Genomic DNA, 16,176 nt, shown 5'->3' on the forward strand with positions numbered 1-16,176 from the left:
AACATCATGTCCCGCGTCATCGTCTTCGGCGGCCACGGCCGCATCGCACTTCTGCTCGCTCCGCTGCTCGTCGCTCGTGGCGACGAGGTCACCGCGGTCATCCGCAACCCAGACCACGTCGCCGATGTGGAGGCAGGCGGGGCCACTGCTCTCGTCGCCGATGTTGAGACGCTGGATGTGGCGGCACTCGCCGAGATCATCCGCGGGCATGACGCCGTGGTGTGGTCGGCTGGTGCGGGCGGTGGGGCGCCGGAACGCACCTACGCGGTCGATCGCGACGCGGCCATCCGCACGATGGATGCTGCTGCGCTCGCCGGAGTCAAACGATACGTCATGGTCTCCTGGCTGGGATCCACCGCCGACCACGGCGTTGCACCTGAAGACTCCTTCTTCGCCTATGCCGACGCGAAATGGGCGGCCGACGAGCATCTGCGCGGCACAGCGCTCGAGGGCACCATCCTCGGCCCGGGGACCCTGACCTTCGACGATCCGACCGGCCGCATCGATCTGGATGCGCCGGACAATGGTGCCGTCTCGCGCGCCGATGTCGCAGCGGTGATTGCCGCAACTCTGCACGAGCCGCTCACCATCGGACGCACTATTCGGTTCGGAAATGGCACTGCCGAGTCATCCGAGGACATCGCGACGGCGCTGGCACGCTGAGGATCCCATCCCGCGAGAGACAGTGCGAGGGCACGTCGTAGGGTGGAGGCATGCGCCGTCATATCCCGCTCCGGGTCGCAGGTGCACTCGCGTGCATCGTCGTTCTCTCGACAGCGGGCGTTGCCAGCGCGCGGACACAACCCGTCGCGCAGATCCGTCCCGCAGTCGTGCAGCCGGCAGTCGTGCAGCCGGCTGAACCGGGCGGGCCGGCGGTACGGGCGGAGGAAGTCGTCGCTGAGATGACCACCGCACAGCAAGCCGCGAGCATCGTGATGGGTCACATCCCATCGACCGATCCCTCGGCGCTGTCGGCGTACATGTCGAGCACCGGTATCGGCGGTTTCATCCTCATGGGCGCGAACGTGCCGGGCAGCGAGGCGGAGTTGCAGGCGGTGACTGCCTCACTCACTGTCGATGAGGAACTGCCCCCACTGATCGCGATAGATCAGGAAGGCGGTTACGTCTCGCGTCTGCCATGGGACGATTTCGCCGCGTCATCCACGTTGAAAGACCGACCTGCCGCCAAGACCTCAGCGGCATTCGCCGCGCGAGCCTCACTGGTGGCACGCGGCGGTGCGAATGTGAACTTCGGCGTCGTCGCCGATACCACCGCAGACACGTCGTCGTTCATCTTCGGGCGCTCGCTCGGCGCTGACCCTGCGGCGGCGGCGGATCGTGTGGCCGCCGCCGTCACGGCTGAAGAGCCGTTCGTCGCCTCCACGCTCAAGCACTTTCCCGGCCACGGCGCCGCACCCGGTGACTCGCACGAGCTGATCCCCAGCACCGATAAATCCTTCGAACAGTGGCAGCAATCAGACGCGCTGCCGTTCATCGCGGGCACCGACGCTGGGGCTTCGCTGCTGATGTTCGGTCACCTGTCGTACACCGCGGTCGATTCCGCACCCGCCTCCCTCTCCGCGCGCTGGCATGAGATCGCCCGCGATGAACTGGGCTTCGAAGGGGTCATCGTGACTGATGACCTGGGGATGCTGCAGTCCACCGGCATCCCGGAGTATGCCGATCCTGTCGCCAATGCCGTGGCAGCAGTCGCTGCGGGAAACGACCTCGTACTGGCGATCGCGCACTCCACGCCAGAGAGCGCAGCGCAGTTGACAGCGGGGATTGTCGCTGCCGTTGAGACCGGAGAACTTCCCTCGGAGCGCCTTCAGGACGCCGCAGAGCGCGTCATGACACTGCGGCTGGCGCGCGCAGCATCCAGTGCCGTCTGGTCGCCTTGCGCGGACTGCGCGCCAGCATCCTGAGCCGAACCCAGCCAGGCATCCAGCATCCGCGTGCGCAGCGCGTTGCCGCGCTCGGCGAAACCACGCTGTCTGCGCACATACTCTGCCTTGCCTTCGGCCGTTTCGATCGGCACAGGCACCACGTCCCAGGCGGAGAGATCGTACGGCGCCGCCTCCATATCGAGCAGGCGGATATCCCGCGCCAGCTCGAAGGTATCAAGCAGCAGTTCGCCGGGGATGAGAGGCCCGAGCTTCATCGCCCACTTGTAGAGGTCCATGCCGGCATGCAGACATCCAGGTTGCTCGAACTCCGGCTGGTCAGCCCGGCTCAGCAGCTGGCGATTGCGTGGCACTGCATCCGGTGTGAAGAAACGGAACGCGTCGAAGTGCGTGCAGCGCAGGTCATTCGACTCGACGACAGCGTCAGTGCCGTCCTGACCGAGGCGCAGGGGTGCAGGATGCCGGTGCGCATCGTCACGGTAGACCATTGCCCACTCGTGCAAGCCGAAGCAACCGAACTGTCCTGGTCGCGCTGCAGTGCGACGCAGTATCCGCTCCACAAGCTCCGCTAGCTGCGCTTTCTCTCGTCCGAATGCGCTGGCGTCGGGAATGACTGAGTTCGGTACCAGGCCGGGGGAGTACCAGCGCCAGTCGCTCCGCTCCGATGCATCATCCAGCTGCACTCCGGCGCCGGGATGCCAGCGCCGCAGCTGCGCGGGCGAGTAGGAATAGTACGTGTGCAGAAAGTCCCAGACCGGATGCTTTTCACCGCGCGCCGCGCGCTCACGGTGCGCGGAGGTCAACGCATCCGCACGCTCGTGATGAGCGCTCTCGCGTAGGTGCCAGGCCGTGCGATCGAGCGGGGAGGACGCAGACATCAGCGCAGGATGCCTGCCTCGGTCAGCCGTTCGCGGAGGCCTGCACCATCGGACGCCTCGACCCACGGGGTGGTGCCTTCTGGATGGTCGTCGTCGGTGGCGCGACCACCGGCCAGGATGGCCTCGGTTGCGGAGAGCTGTCGGATGGCGACGCCTGCGACGGCATCCGGGTGCTCCTGCATGAACTCGCTGTAGATCGACTCGTCGTGCTGTCCGTCGTCGCCGATCAGCAGCCACCGTACCTGCGGGAACTCGGTTGCGAGTCGGCGCAGGTTACTGAGCTTGTGCTCTCGGCCGCTGCGGAACCAGCGATCGTGCGTGGGCCCCCAGTCGGTGAGCAGCATGGAACCGTCGGGGAACAGGTGGCGGTTCATGAAGCGGCTGAGCGTCGGGGCGACATTCCACGCGCCGGTGGAGAGATAGACCATCGGTGCTCCTGGATGCTGACGCACCAGCTGCTCAAGCAGCACCGCCATGCCTGGCACCGGAAGGCGGGCATGCTCGTCGACGACGAAAGAGTTCCAGGCGGCGATGAACGGACGAGGCAGCGCCGTGACCATGACAGTGTCATCAATGTCCGAGAGCACGCCGAATCTCACGTCATCGCCGACGATGAATGCGGTCGCCTCGACCGGGTCTTGGTTCTCGACGGTCATGGTGAACGTCTGCCAGCCGGCGGCGAGGTCAGCCTTGATCACTGTGTCGATCACGCCACCGCGGTCGGCGATGACATCGTGTGTGCGACCGGAGATCGTGACGTGCACCTTGGCGAAGCTCACCGGGATGCCGACGAAGCTTCTCCACCCGCGCACACTGGGTTGGCCACCCTTCTCGGTGTGGCGCTGCGGCGGCACGATCAGCACGCGGCCGACGACGCGAACCCAGCCGCTGCCGCCATAGCCGGCGAACGGCAGCATCGTTGCTGTGCGTCCACGACGACGCGCCCGGCTCTCTCGCCACACGTGCAGGCGGTGCTCCAGGCGCGCGAACCAGTGGATCCTGGTGGTGTTAGCGCTGTCTTCAGGCATCAGCTCAGTCTTTCATGCCTGACGCGGCATCCTCGCCCTCATCGCCGACGTGCATGTGTCGAGCTTCCCAGCGGGTAAGCAGTTTCTTGCCGAAGAAGACCAGCAACAGGAAAACGATGATGACGCCGACGAACACGTACCCGGCGAAGTGCACTCGGTCGACGAGTTCACGGAACGTCCCGGCAGCCAGTGACGTCACGCTGACATACGCGGTCGCCCAGAGTACGCAGGCGGGTGCCGTCCATGCCAGGAAACGGCGGTACGAGTATGTGCTCATTCCTACGGTGAGAGGAACGAGGGAGTGCAGAACAGGCAGGAACCGGGAGATGAAGATCGCTACACCGCCCCGGCGCTGCAGATATCGCTCTGCCTGTTGCCAGTGCCTCTCGCCGATTTTCCGTCCTACCCAGGAGTGTCGGATGCGCGGACCGAGCCAGCGGCCAAGCCAGAAACCGATGCTCTCGCCGATGAGGGCGCCGATCACGACGGCGACGACCATCGCGATCGCCTCAGTCCAACCTTCGACGCCCATGGAGGCGATGATCACGATGGTGTCGCCGGGAACGATCAGTCCGATCAGGATGCTGGTCTCCAGCATGACGGCGACACCGGCGATCAGTGTGCGGGCGACCGGGTCAACAGCCTGCACGGCATCGAGAAGCCATTGGAGAAAGTCGTCCACGCACCCGAGAATACGTGCTCGGCCGCACCTTACGCTGAGAGGGTGCCGCACCATTTGCCCCTGGACCTTCGACGTACGGATTTGCCGGTTGACGTCAAAGCGCTATTCGGTGTTCTCGAGGCCCGGTTCAACGACGTTTTCTGGCTGGATGCCGGGGATGGCGCCGCCACGGGATGGAGCATTCTCGGGGTGGGGGAGATGGATGCCGAGGGCCCAGGTGGTGTGACGCTTGATGTGCCTTCACCGGGGCTCAAGGACGCTCCGCCGTTCCGCGGCGGCTGGGTCGGGTGGCTGGACTACGAATCCGGTGCCGAGGCGGCTGGTGCGCCCGCTGCCACCTCCGAGGGCGGTCCCGCTTGGATGCGGGTCCAGGGTGCTGTCGCACTAGATCACGCCACGGGGGCCGCATGGATGCTGGGCTCTGCAATCCAGATCGAGGGCTGGCTGCACGCGGCGGCGGCATCCGATGGAGACATGGCGCTTTCTGCGGTGAAGGCTCCCGCGCGCACTCGGGCCACCGCTCGACACGACCCAGATCAGTACGCGGTGCTCATCGAGCGATGTCGCGAGGCGATCCGAGCCGGAACCGCTTACCAGCTCTGCCTCACGACACGGTTCGACGTGGTGGGGCGTCATGATCCGGTGCAGACCTATCTACGGCTGCGCACAGCGACCCCCGCCCACCATGGCGGATTCGTCCGGATCGGTGACAGAGCGCTGCTCAGCGCCAGCCCGGAGACATTCCTTCACGCGTCCGGTGGGCGCATCCAGACTCGACCGATCAAGGGAACCCGTCCCCGCGGAGCGGATGCAGAGACCGATGCGGCGCTCGCCGCAGAGCTCTTGGACAGTGCGAAGGAGCGCGCCGAGAACGTCATGATCGTCGATCTGATGCGCAACGATCTCTCGCGAGTGTGCGTGCCGGGCACGATCCGCGTCGACGGGCTCTGGGAGGTGGAGTCATATCCGGCCGTGCACCAGCTGGTCAGCACGGTGAGTGGCCAGGCGGCGGCTGGACTCACTGTTCGGACGCTGTGGGACGCCGCGTTTCCCGCCGGGAGCATGACCGGGGCGCCCAAGCTCTCGGCGATGACGGTGTTGAACGAGCTCGAGGCAGATGCTCCGCGTGGCGTGTACAGCGGATGCTTCGGCTATGTGGGCGTGGACGGCGCATTGGATCTGGCGATGGTGATCCGCAGCATCCTGATCGACGCGGAACGTGCAGTGATCGGCGCGGGCGGCGGGATCACCTGGGGCTCTGTGGCGGGCGCAGAAGTCGATGAAGTCGCCACGAAGGCGCGAGCGCCGCTGGCCGCGCTCGGTGCAGAACTACCAGAGGCCTGGCGCCGCGGGTGATCCGATATCCTGGAAGTTCCTGACTTCTGCAGTTCAAATGAATCTGTGCAGTCCGCTTCCTGAGATTGGCCGTTCGTTGTCTGAAAATCTGTCTTCCTCCACTGAGCTCGCCGACGAGTCCCCGTCGGCGCACGCCATCCAAGCCAAGTGGCAGAAGTACTGGGCCGATAACGAGACGTTCCTCGCCGGTGGTGTGGAAGACACCCGCCCGCGCAAGTACGTGTTGGCGATGTTCCCCTATCCCTCGGGCGACCTGCACATGGGGCATGCCGAAAACTACCTCTACTCCGACATCGTCGCGCGCTTCTGGCGTCACCGCGGGCACAACGTGCTCAACCCGATCGGGTGGGACTCCTTCGGCCTGCCCGCCGAGAACGCAGCCATCCGTCGCGGCGCCGATCCGCGCGAGTGGACGTACGAGAACATCGCCCAGCAGAAGGTGAGTTTCAAAGCTTACGGCGCCTCGTTCGACTGGTCGCGCGAGCTGCACACCTCTGACCCTGAGTACTACCACTGGAACCAGTGGCTGTTCCTGCAGCTACACGAGCGCGGTCTGGCATACCGGAAGAAGAGCCCGGTCAACTGGTGCCCGAATGATCAGACGGTGCTCGCGAACGAGCAGGTCGTCGACGGTCGCTGTGAGCGCTGCGGTGCCGAGGTCGTGAAGAAGAAGCTCACGCAGTGGTACTTCAAGATCACCGACTACGCCGACCGCCTGCTGGATGACCTGAACCAGCTCGAGGGCCGCTGGCCGCACAAGGTGCTGCAGATGCAGCGCAACTGGATCGGCCGTTCGATCGGTGCCGACGTTGACTTCCTCATCGAGGGACGCGAAGAACCGGTAACGGTGTTCTCCACGCGCCCAGACACCCTGCACGGCGCGACGTTCTTCGTGGTGGCTCCGGATGCCGACCTGGCCACGGAGCTCGCTGCTGGCGCGTCGCCCGCGGTGCAGACGGCTTTCCAGGAGTATCTGGCGAAGGTGCAGAAGACGACCGACATCGATCGTCAGGCCACTGACCGACCGAAGACGGGTATCTTCCTGGAGCGCTACGCGATCAACCCGGTCAACGGCGAGAAGCTGCAGGTCTGGGCGGCAGACTACGTGCTGGCCGACTACGGCACCGGCGCGGTCATGGCTGTGCCTGCGCACGACCAGCGTGACCTCGACTTCGCGCGTGCCTTCGACCTGCCCGTCAAGGTCGTCGTCGACACCATGGCTCCCGTCACCGGTGCGATGCCTGTCATCGAAGTCGACGAGGATGGCGTGCCGATCGACACCGGCGCTGCGAACTTCGATGACCAGCATCCGTCTGTCACGGGCGTCGCGCTTAGCGGCGATGGCCGAATGATCAACTCAGGCGACCTGAACGGTTTGTCCAAGCGCAATGCCGTCGCTCGCGCGATCGAGCAGTTGGTTGCCAATGGCACCGGCCGCGCGGCGAAGAACTACCGCCTTCGTGACTGGCTGATCTCGCGGCAGCGGTTCTGGGGTACGCCGATCCCGATGCTGCACCACGAAGACGGCCACGTCACTCCGGTTCCCGAGGACCATCTGCCGGTGAAGCTGCCGAGCGTGGACGGTCTGGATCTCTCGCCCAAGGGCACCTCGCCCCTCGGCGCGGCAGAGTCATGGATACGCACGGTCGACCCCGTCAGCGGCGACCCTGTGCTGCGCGATGCCGACACGATGGACACGTTCGTCGACAGCTCGTGGTACTTCCTGCGTTTCCTCTCGCCGAACAGCGACCAGTTTGCGTTTGACCCGACCGAGGCCGCGCGGTGGGCGCCGGTCGACTCGTACGTCGGTGGCGTCGAACACGCGATTCTGCACCTGTTGTACGCACGCTTCATCACGAAGGTGCTGTTCGACATGGGGCTGATCGATTTCACAGAGCCGTTCAGCAGCCTGATCAACCAGGGCATGGTCATTCTCAACGGCGCGAAGATGTCGAAGAGCAAGGGCAACCTGGTGCTGTTCGAGGACGAACTCGACAAGCACGGGGCCGATGCGGTGCGCGTGAGCCTCGCTTTCGCCGGTCCGGTGGAGGATGACAAGGACTGGGCGGACGTCTCGACGACGGGCTCCCAGAAGTTCCTCGCTCGTGCAATGCGTCTGAGTAACGAGGTGTCGAGCCCGGTCGACGTGCTGTTCAAGGACGGCAATGCCGTGCTGCGGCGGGGCACGCATCACCTGCTTGCTGAGGCTCCAGCACTGGTCGAGCAGACAAAGTTCAATGTGCTTGTGGCTCGCCTGATGGAGCTGGTGAACCTCACCCGCAAGACGATCGACTCCGGTGCCGGCGCGGCAGACCCGGCCGTCCGCGAAGCGGTGGAGACGATCGCTGTGATGCTCGACCTCATCGCTCCGCACACCGCGGAGGAGATGTGGGAGGCGCTCGGACACGAGCCGTCTGTCGGACTGGTGACCTGGCGTCAGGCAGACCCCGCACTTTTGGTCGAAGACACGGTCACGGCTGTGGCGCAGGTCGGCGGCAAGGTGCGGGCACAGTTCGAGGTGTCGGCCAAGATCAGCGAGGCGGAGCTGGAAGCGCTTGCGCGTGCTGACGAGCGTGTCATCCGCGCGATCGGCGACAAGGAGATCGTGAAGGTGATTGTTCGCGCTCCGAAGATCGTGAGCTTCGCCGTCAAGGGCTGAGTCTGTCGCAGGTAGTTCTTCTTCTTCGTCTGCACAGCTCAGCGCCGGAGTGAGTTGTGCACGGATGCCGTGATTCCGGCATCCTGCGGGGCGTCAAAGTGCCTAACGTGGCGGAGTGTCAGCGACTGAACCGGCCCCCGCAGTCCCGGCACGCTCGCGCCTGCGGCTGAGTATCGGCGCAGCTGTCGTGCTCGGTCTTGTCGTGCTGTCAGCCGCCGTGGGGCTCGGCATCATGCGCGGGCAGGCGCAGCCAGTGCAGACTGTTCCGACCGACGCATCGTCTGATGAGCTGTCGGTCGCCGGCGAGCTTTACGTGCACGTGCTCGGGCAGGTCACGCATCCGGGGCTCTACGTGCTCGAGACCGACGCCCGCGTCGTCGATGCTCTTGCGGCGGCCGGGGGCACGCTTGACGATGCCGACCTGCAGGCGGTGAACCTCGCTCGGCCGCTGAGCGACGGCGAGCAACTGATCGTCCCCGCGGTCGGGGCAGCTGCAGAAGGCGGTGGTGCTCCGCAGGTCGGCGATGGCCTGATCGACCTCAATAACGCCGGTCAGGCGGCGCTTGAGGAGCTGCCGAGAATCGGGCCCGCGTTGGCCCAGCGCATCATCGACTGGCGCGACAAGAACGGCCGCTTTCAGTCGGTGGAAGATCTACTCGCAGTGCCGGGAATCGGCGAAAAGATGCTCGCTGGTTTGAAAGACCTGGTGCGCGTGTGAACGGATCCACCCGCGTGCGGGACCTGCGCCTGGTGCCTCTCGCGCTGGCGGTGTGGGGCGTAGCTTTCGTCTGCGTTTTCCTGCCTGCAGCGGCGTGGTGGTGCGCGGGGGTCATCACCGTGGGCGGGCTGGTGATGCTCATCGTGATGGTTCGACAGACCGGGCGCGCACCCCAGCCAGGGCCAGCGGACCAGGCGAGGGGCGGATTGCTGGTCGTGTTGTCTCTGGCCATGGCTGCGGCTGCCATGACGGCGGGGTTCGCTGGACCCGAACGTGCCGCAGCGGCAGAACTTGACGGCCGCGTCATCGAAGTCCTGGCGGAAGTCTCGTCGTCATCGTCGGTGGGCAGTGACGGGCGCCTGTGGTTCGATGTGCAGTCCGAGTTTGCCGGAACTCCTGGTTCACCCGACGCACTGTCCGTGCCCATGCGTGTAGGCGTCGAACGCATCCCCGGCATCGAGCTGGGCGCTCTCATTCGCGTCCTCGGACAGGCGAAGATCACGGATCCGGGGGAGCGCTCCGCGCTGGTCGTCTTCGGCACGACGGTGGAGATCGTGGAACCCGCGCGCGGCGTCTTCGGCCTTGCCGAGCACGTGCGGGAGGAGTTTGTCGCGCGCGCCGGGTCACTGCCTGAGCCCGGCGCAGGCCTGCTGCCAGGACTCGCGGTCGGCGACACCAGGGCCGTCTCGGAGGAGCTCAACGCTGCCATGCTCAGCTCAGGACTCAGTCACCTCACGGCTGTCAGCGGGGCGAACTGCGCAATAGTCGTCGGAGCCGTGTTCTGGCTGGTATCGCTGTGTGGCGGTGGCCGCGCTCTGCGCGTCGTGCTGGCGCTGACGGCGCTGGCAGCATTCGTCGTGCTGGTCACTCCAGAGCCGAGCGTGATTCGCGCTGGGGTGATGGCTGGCCTTGCGATGCTGACACTGTTGTGCGGCCGCCCAAGCGCAGGAGTGGGTGTGCTCTGCCTCGCGGTAGTCGGCATCCTCATCGCCGACCCGTGGCTGGCGGCAACCCCGGGGTTCGCGCTTTCCGCTGCGGCGACCGCCGCACTGATCGTGCTGGCTCCGCCGCTGTCTCGCGGTCTGTCCCGATGGATGCCACAGCCGCTGGCTCTAGCGATCGGCATTCCTCTCGCCGCTCAACTCGCCTGTGGCCCGATCATCGCGCTGTTCGCTGAGCAGCAGTCGATCATCGGCATCCCGGCCAACATGCTGGCGGGCCCGGCCGCACCCATCGCGACGGTCCTCGGACTGCTCGCGTGTCTTGCGGCTCCGATTCCTCCGCTGGCGGATCTGTTCGCGGCATCCGCATGGCTTCCTGCGGCGTGGATCTCGACCACAGCGACGGTATCTGCAGGGCTGCCGGGAGCGACGATGCTCGTGATCCCGGGGATCGGCGCGGCGCTGCTCGTCACTGTGCTGAGCGTGGCGCTCGGAGTGGTGTTGTGCACTGGCAGGTTCGCGGCCGTTCGGTGGGTGCGCGGAGCGTCGTTCGCTGTGCTCGTTGTCGCCATGGCGCTTGTTGGTGCGCGGATGCTTCTGACCGGCCCTCTGGTCGGAACGACGGTGCCAAACGAATGGACTGTCGCGGCGTGCGACATTGGACAGGGCGACGCGCTTCTCGTGCGCTCTGATGACCAGATCGCACTGATCGACACCGGTATGGAGCCGGATCTGCTTTCGACGTGCCTGAATGCGCTCGAGGTCGACCGGATCGACTTGCTCGTGCTCACCCACTTCGATGCCGATCATGTCGGCGCGGTGTCTGTTGTCGAGGGCCGCGTGGGCACGGTGCTGCATGGCCCCACCGATTCGGTGCAGCAGACGGAACTGCTGGCAGGCCTGGCTCGGGCTGGCGCCCAGTTGGTCACGGCCTCCGCGGGCATGCATGGAACGTTGGGGGCCGCCTCATGGAACGTGTTGTGGCCGCGCAAAGACTCGGTGGCCTTTCCGGCGGGCAACGATGCCAGCGTCGTGATGGAGTTCGCAGGCGGAGACGTGCCGCGATCAATCTTCCTCGGTGACCTCTCGGCGGTGCCACAGCGGATGCTCAGTCCACAGTTGCACGGGCCGTATGCAGTCGTGAAGGTCGCCCATCACGGCAGCGCCGACCAAGATCCTGGCCTGTACGCACTTCTGAGACCCGCGGTGGCGATCTTGAGCGCAGGGGAGGGCAACGACTACGGTCACCCGCGTGCAGAGACGATAGAGCTCGCACAGGCCGCAGGTGCACTCACCGTGCGCACAGATCTGCAGGGACGCATCTTGATCGGGCTGAAGAATGGTGAGCTGACTGTGTGGACCGAGCGCGATGATAGCCTGAACGACGCCGCCGATGCGGACAGGTGACGAACACTGCGCAGTCAGCGGTGGGGCGCCCGGGAGGGCGACCGCGGCGTGCGGGAGGTGCTGTTGACCTTGCGCGATCCGCCCGGAGCGCTCAGGATGAGTGCAGGGGAAATATGCAGGCGGACGAATCAAATCGAGAAAAGGACGTCGCATCCACCCGCGTCAAGCGGTTGATGCGCGTCTTTTATGCGTGCGTGGCGGCGGCTGCGCTCGTCATCGCGGCAACCGGAGCGGGCATAGTCATCATCGACTCCGACGAGAACCCGCCGGAGGCTGCCGCCTCGATACGAGTGCACGACGAGTCGGATCACATCGAGGCGCTCGAGTCGCCCACCGCGGGGTTCTCCGACGTGGCGACACGATTCGCCGAGAGCGCGCTCGTCCAGGTGTCACCGCGCACCGCCAGTATCTACTCGGCGACGACGAAGAACGAGCTCGCCGCGATGGGTCGAGATGCCCGTGAAGCGCTCATCCGGTCGGCCATCGAGTCGGGTATGGATGTCGACCTCTCACGGTTTAAAGACGATGCCGCAATGTCGTCCGTCGGTAAATTTATCTGGCCTGTCGCGAACGCCAGAATCTCGGATAACTTCGGCACGCGCGGGGGGCGGCACGCCGGCATGGACCTCGCCGCAGCAGGAGGAACGCCGATCACTGCCGCCTCGCCCGGCATCGTCGTGCTCTCGAGCGAGTCGCACTCCGGGTATGGCGTCGCAGTCATCATCCAACACGTCAACGGCGTGCAGACGCTCTACGGACACATGACCTACGGCAGCCGCGTCGTCGAAGAGGGCGACTGGGTAGAAGCGGGAGATCCGATCGGCCTCGTGGGAAACACTGGCCGCAGTTTCGGAAACCACTTGCACTTCGAAGTACGGGTCAACGGTGTGGCCGTCGATCCGCGCGGTTACCTCGACGGCGCAGGCGATCCCGTCGAGGTCGCACCGTGGACCCCGAGGCCGGGGGGCGGCATGCCAGCGCAGGTTCCCGGGTCTTCGGAGCCCAAACCGTTGCCGAAGCCGAGTGGCACACCCACGCCCACGCCGAGTGGCACACCGACGCCGGAGCCGTCTGGCACGCCGACCCCGTCTCCGACGGGTACTCCGGACCCGACGCCGACGCCGACGGACCCACCGGGAACGCCGACACCGGATCCGACTCCCACGGATCCGCCGGCCACGCCGGAACCCACGGATCCTCCGGCTTCGCCTGAGCCGACGGAGCCCCCTGCCTCACCTGAGCCGACGCAGCCTCCGGCCCCGACGCAGCCTCCGGCCCCGCAAGAGCCGACGGCGCCACCGGCCCCGACGGAGCCGACGGCGCCAACGGCGCCCCCGGCCAGCACGCCTGAACCGTCGGCCTCCGCCGCGCCTGAGTAGTCCCGAGAACACTGTCCGTCGAGTGAGGCCTGTAGTGCGCGGCCGCAGGCCCACGCGCGGCGTTACCCAGACGCAGGACGCAGTCGGCGGAGCAGTGGCTTCAGGAAGTTGCTGCCGAAAGTGCGGGCCGAGCGCGATGACTGCCCGGTCGGCGCCGCCGATGTCGACGACCCCGGGTAGGCTCGAATCATGGCCGCTCCTCGTTCCTCAGCCCGTGGTGGTGCGAAAGCGACGAAGGTTCCGCAGGTGTCGTGGCGCGAGCCGCGTCCGGCCCCGCTCGTGCTCGTCTTCGGTCCGGAAGAAGTGTGTGCAGAGCGCGCGATTGCCGGCATCCGCGACTACCTGCGTGCGGAAGACCCGGCTCTCGAAGTCAGCGATGTGCGAGCCGATGACTACGCGCCGGGCACCCTGCTCGCGCTGACCTCGCCGTCGTTGTTCGGCGAACCGCGACTCGTCCGCGTGTCCGGCGTCGAGAAGTGCTCGGATGCGTTCCTGCAGGAGGCCGTCTCCTACCTTGAGCATCCGCAGGACGGTGCGACGGTGCTGCTGCGGCACACTGGCGCGAGCGTGCGGGGGAAGAAGCTGCTGGACGCACTGCGAAACGGCACCGGCGGCGGCATCGAGATCGCGTGCCCGACGATCAAACGCGATGGCGACCGTGTTGACTTCGCCGCGGGGGAGTTCACAGCGGCTCGGCGACGGATCGCGCCTCAGGCTCTGCGTGCGCTGGTATCGGCCTTCGCGGATGATCTGACCGAGCTGGCGTCGGCCTGCCAGCAGCTGATCCGCGATATCGAGGGCGACATCAGTGAAGACACCGTCACCAAGTACTACGGTGGCCGCGTCGAGATCTCCGCCTTCGTCGTTGCCGATACGGCCATCGCTGGCCGGTATGGCGAAGCGCTGGTGGCACTGCGCCACGCGCTCGACTCCGGCGCCGACCCTGTGCCGATGGTCGCTGCCTTCGCGATGAAGCTGCGCACCATGGCCCGCGTGGCTGGTCAGCGCGAGCCCAGTCGCAGTCTCGCGCAGCGCCTCGGGATGAAGGACTGGCAGGTAGATCGAGCCCGTCGCGACCTGAGTGGCTGGAATGAGCGATCGCTGGGCCTTGCCATCCAGGCCACGGCGAGGGCAGATGCCGAGGTCAAGGGCGCTGCGCGCGACCCGATCTTCGCGCTGGAGCGCATGGTCACCGTCATTGCCACGCGTGCACCCTTCGGGGAGTAGGCCGTCTAGCCCTCCCGGGCCTCATCGGTGCTGCACACTTGCAGGGCCGATGCACACCTGCAGGGCGACACGCCGTGGGGTGACCCGTTCATGGTGGAGTCTTGTCCTGGTGATGTTTATGACTGATGAGCAGAAGAGGCGGCCGGATCGGCGGCCGAGGAAGACAAGTAAGCGGTGGTATTCGCCGGTGGAGCGCGCGGCGGCGGTGCGGGTCGTGCGGGATTCTCCAGGACGCACGATCCGTGAGATTGCGGTGGATCTCGGGCTCAATGAAAAGACGTTGAATCAATGGGTCGTGGCGGCGCGGAACGCGCAGATCGATCCTGAGGGGTCGATGTCGGATGCTGCGAAACAGCGGATCCGGGAGCTCGAGAAAGAGAACGCCCGGTTGCGGAGGGATCTTGATTTCGAGAAAAAAGCGAAGGCCTTCATCCGGCAGAGCTCGCACCGGCGGAACGATTCGCTGTGATCGAGGGGATGAAGGCTGACTTCCCGGTCTCGTATCTGTGTGACCGGTTTCAGGTGTCCGAGTCGGGATTTTATGCGTGGCGTGACCGGCCCCAATCCGTGTCGGACAGGCGCAGGTCCGAGCTGCTGGCGAAGGTCCTCGGGGCGTTCATCGGTTCGAGGCGCGCGGATGGGCATCGCAAGATCACGGCGACGCTCGGCGCGGACCATGGCCTGACGGTGAATCGGAAGACGGTCTTGAAAACGATGCGCAGTCTCGGGCTGATGCCACCCGCGGCGCAGGCCGCTTTCCGACGGGCGGCAGCACGGGCACGGGCTGTTCCCGACCCGCCGGACCTGGTGGATCGTCAGTTCCGGATCACGATTCCTGGGACCGTTCTCGTCGGCGATATCACCTATGTTCCAACGTCCGAGGGATGGCTTTGCGTCGCGACGGTGATCGATCTCGCCACCCGGATGGTCCTCGGATATGCCACGGGGAAACGGCAGACCGCGGAGCTGGTCGTGACCGCGTTGCGGCGAGCGATCCGCACAGGCATCGTCACTGCTGGCGCGATCTTCCACTCCGATCACGGCGTCCAGTATCGGTCCAAACGGTTCACACGGTTCTGCGGACGGCACGCGATCCGCCGTTCGATGGGCGCGAAGTTCGAGTGCTGGGATAACGCGGTCGCGGAGTCCTTCTTCTCCAAGCTGAAGAACGAACGACTGCGCTGGCTCACGTTCACGACCCGCCACTCCGCGGCCTGGGAAGTCCGCGACTACATCGACACGTTCAACCACAAACGGCGCCATCAAAGCCTCGGCTACGCCACACCCGCCGAAACGATGGCCCGCCTCACCGCCACACCCACCCCGGCCGCGGCCTAACCCAGAAAGGAAACAGGGACAGACTCCACGACACGCGGACCACCCCACGGCGTGTCGCCCTGCATCCGTACGATCGCCCTGCAGGTGTACGGCTGAGGACAGAGGAACGACGGCCGGGCACAGCAAGAAGCCCGCCCCGCGAACGGGACGGGCTATCTGAAGCGAATCAGCTCAGCTTGAATCAGCTCGGCTTGAATCAGCTCGGCTTGAATCAGCTCGGCTTGAATCAGCTCGGCTTGAATCAGCTAAGAGCCGAAACCTGCTTGGCGATCGAGGACTTGCGGTTCGCAGCCTGGTTCTCGTGAATGACGCCCTTGCTGACGGCCTTGTCGAGCTTCTTCGAAGCGACCTTCAGCGTTGCCTCGGCGGCGGGCTTGTCGCCCTTGGCGATGGCCGCGCGGGTGCTGCGGATGGCAGTCTTGAGTTCGGACTTCACTGCCTTGTTACGGGCCTGAGCCTTCTCATTGGTCTTGTTGCGCTTGATCTGCGACTTGATGTTTGCCACGCGTGGAAACTTCCGTTCAGTGATGGATGGGGTATGTCGTATGCGGGAAGAGGGCCGCTGTCCGACGGTCGTGCGGGGCGAACCCACACGCAAGCCAAGAACCAACTCTACCAGGTCTCGGACGCATTCATCGCGCGCCGCTGGCGCTGAGTGA

At 65.7% G+C, this 16,176-nt stretch carries 14 protein-coding genes; 10 read left to right on the top strand and 4 right to left on the bottom strand.

Features of this window, described 5'->3' with window-relative positions; genetic code table 11:
- Window positions 1-6: 6 nt before the first annotated feature.
- Together AC1C2Q_RS16940 and AC1C2Q_RS16945 are read left to right on the top strand one after the other, a co-directional pair.
- Window positions 7-663, top strand: coding sequence for an SDR family oxidoreductase (locus AC1C2Q_RS16940; protein ID WP_495428604.1), 657 nt, complete (start codon window positions 7-9; stop codon window positions 661-663).
- 50 nt (window positions 664-713) lie between these two features.
- Window positions 714-1,925, top strand: coding sequence for a glycoside hydrolase family 3 N-terminal domain-containing protein (locus AC1C2Q_RS16945; protein WP_495451082.1), 1,212 nt, complete (start codon window positions 714-716; stop codon window positions 1,923-1,925).
- Here the strand turns inward: AC1C2Q_RS16945 and AC1C2Q_RS16950 are convergent.
- Genes AC1C2Q_RS16950 through AC1C2Q_RS16960 form a run of 3 tightly spaced genes read right to left on the bottom strand, consistent with a single transcriptional unit; the run spans window position 1,829 to window position 4,492 of the window.
- Window positions 1,829-2,782: a 3-methyladenine DNA glycosylase gene (locus AC1C2Q_RS16950; protein WP_495451083.1), complete on the bottom strand. Its 954-nt coding sequence runs from the start codon at window positions 2,780-2,782 to the stop codon at window positions 1,829-1,831. The genes AC1C2Q_RS16945 and AC1C2Q_RS16950 overlap by 97 nt on opposite strands.
- On the bottom strand, window positions 2,782-3,810 hold the full coding sequence (locus tag AC1C2Q_RS16955; protein ID WP_495451084.1) for an App1 family protein phosphatidate phosphatase: 1,029 nt from the start codon (window positions 3,808-3,810) through the stop codon (window positions 2,782-2,784). Before AC1C2Q_RS16955 ends, AC1C2Q_RS16950 begins: the two co-directional genes overlap by 1 nt.
- Window positions 3,811-3,814: 4 nt before the next feature.
- Window positions 3,815-4,492 (bottom strand): DedA family protein, encoded by a 678-nt coding sequence (locus AC1C2Q_RS16960; RefSeq protein ID WP_495428608.1) that lies wholly within the window; start codon window positions 4,490-4,492, stop codon window positions 3,815-3,817.
- Window positions 4,493-4,534: 42 nt separating this feature from the next.
- Here AC1C2Q_RS16960 and AC1C2Q_RS16965 point away from each other — a divergent pair, with 42 nt between their 5' ends.
- The 8 genes from AC1C2Q_RS16965 (at window position 4,535) to AC1C2Q_RS17000 (ending at window position 15,517) form a co-directional block, all read left to right on the top strand.
- Window positions 4,535-5,848: an anthranilate synthase component I family protein gene (locus AC1C2Q_RS16965; RefSeq protein ID WP_495451085.1), complete on the top strand. Its 1,314-nt coding sequence runs from the start codon at window positions 4,535-4,537 to the stop codon at window positions 5,846-5,848.
- A gap of 37 nt (window positions 5,849-5,885) precedes the next feature.
- A complete protein-coding gene (gene leuS / locus AC1C2Q_RS16970) occupies window positions 5,886-8,507 on the top strand; it encodes a leucine--tRNA ligase (RefSeq protein ID WP_495451087.1) in 2,622 nt (873 codons plus the stop codon).
- A 115-nt stretch (window positions 8,508-8,622) separates the two neighbouring features.
- On the top strand, window positions 8,623-9,225 hold the full coding sequence (locus tag AC1C2Q_RS16975; protein WP_495451088.1) for a ComEA family DNA-binding protein: 603 nt from the start codon (window positions 8,623-8,625) through the stop codon (window positions 9,223-9,225).
- Window positions 9,222-11,573 (top strand): ComEC/Rec2 family competence protein, encoded by a 2,352-nt coding sequence (locus AC1C2Q_RS16980; RefSeq protein WP_495451090.1) that lies wholly within the window; start codon window positions 9,222-9,224, stop codon window positions 11,571-11,573. The genes AC1C2Q_RS16975 and AC1C2Q_RS16980 overlap by 4 nt, the downstream gene beginning before the upstream one ends.
- A gap of 194 nt (window positions 11,574-11,767) precedes the next feature.
- Complete coding sequence (locus tag AC1C2Q_RS16985; protein ID WP_495451092.1) at window positions 11,768-12,952, top strand: M23 family metallopeptidase; 1,185 nt, start codon at window positions 11,768-11,770, stop codon at window positions 12,950-12,952.
- A gap of 189 nt (window positions 12,953-13,141) precedes the next feature.
- Window positions 13,142-14,179, top strand: coding sequence for a DNA polymerase III subunit delta (holA, locus tag AC1C2Q_RS16990; RefSeq protein WP_495428614.1), 1,038 nt, complete (start codon window positions 13,142-13,144; stop codon window positions 14,177-14,179).
- Window positions 14,180-14,297: 118 nt separating this feature from the next.
- Complete coding sequence (locus AC1C2Q_RS16995; RefSeq protein WP_495451093.1) at window positions 14,298-14,648, top strand: transposase; 351 nt, start codon at window positions 14,298-14,300, stop codon at window positions 14,646-14,648.
- Between the two features lie 8 nt (window positions 14,649-14,656).
- Window positions 14,657-15,517, top strand: coding sequence for an IS3 family transposase (locus AC1C2Q_RS17000; RefSeq protein ID WP_495451125.1), 861 nt, complete (start codon window positions 14,657-14,659; stop codon window positions 15,515-15,517).
- Window positions 15,518-15,758: 241 nt separating this feature from the next.
- Here the strand turns inward: AC1C2Q_RS17000 and rpsT are convergent, their stop codons facing one another.
- Window positions 15,759-16,022, bottom strand: a complete 264-nt coding sequence (rpsT, locus tag AC1C2Q_RS17005; RefSeq protein WP_495428615.1) for a 30S ribosomal protein S20 — start codon at window positions 16,020-16,022, stop codon at window positions 15,759-15,761.
- Between the last annotated feature and the right edge of the window lie 154 nt (window positions 16,023-16,176).

This window comes from Microbacterium sp. Y356 (genome assembly GCF_059445355.1).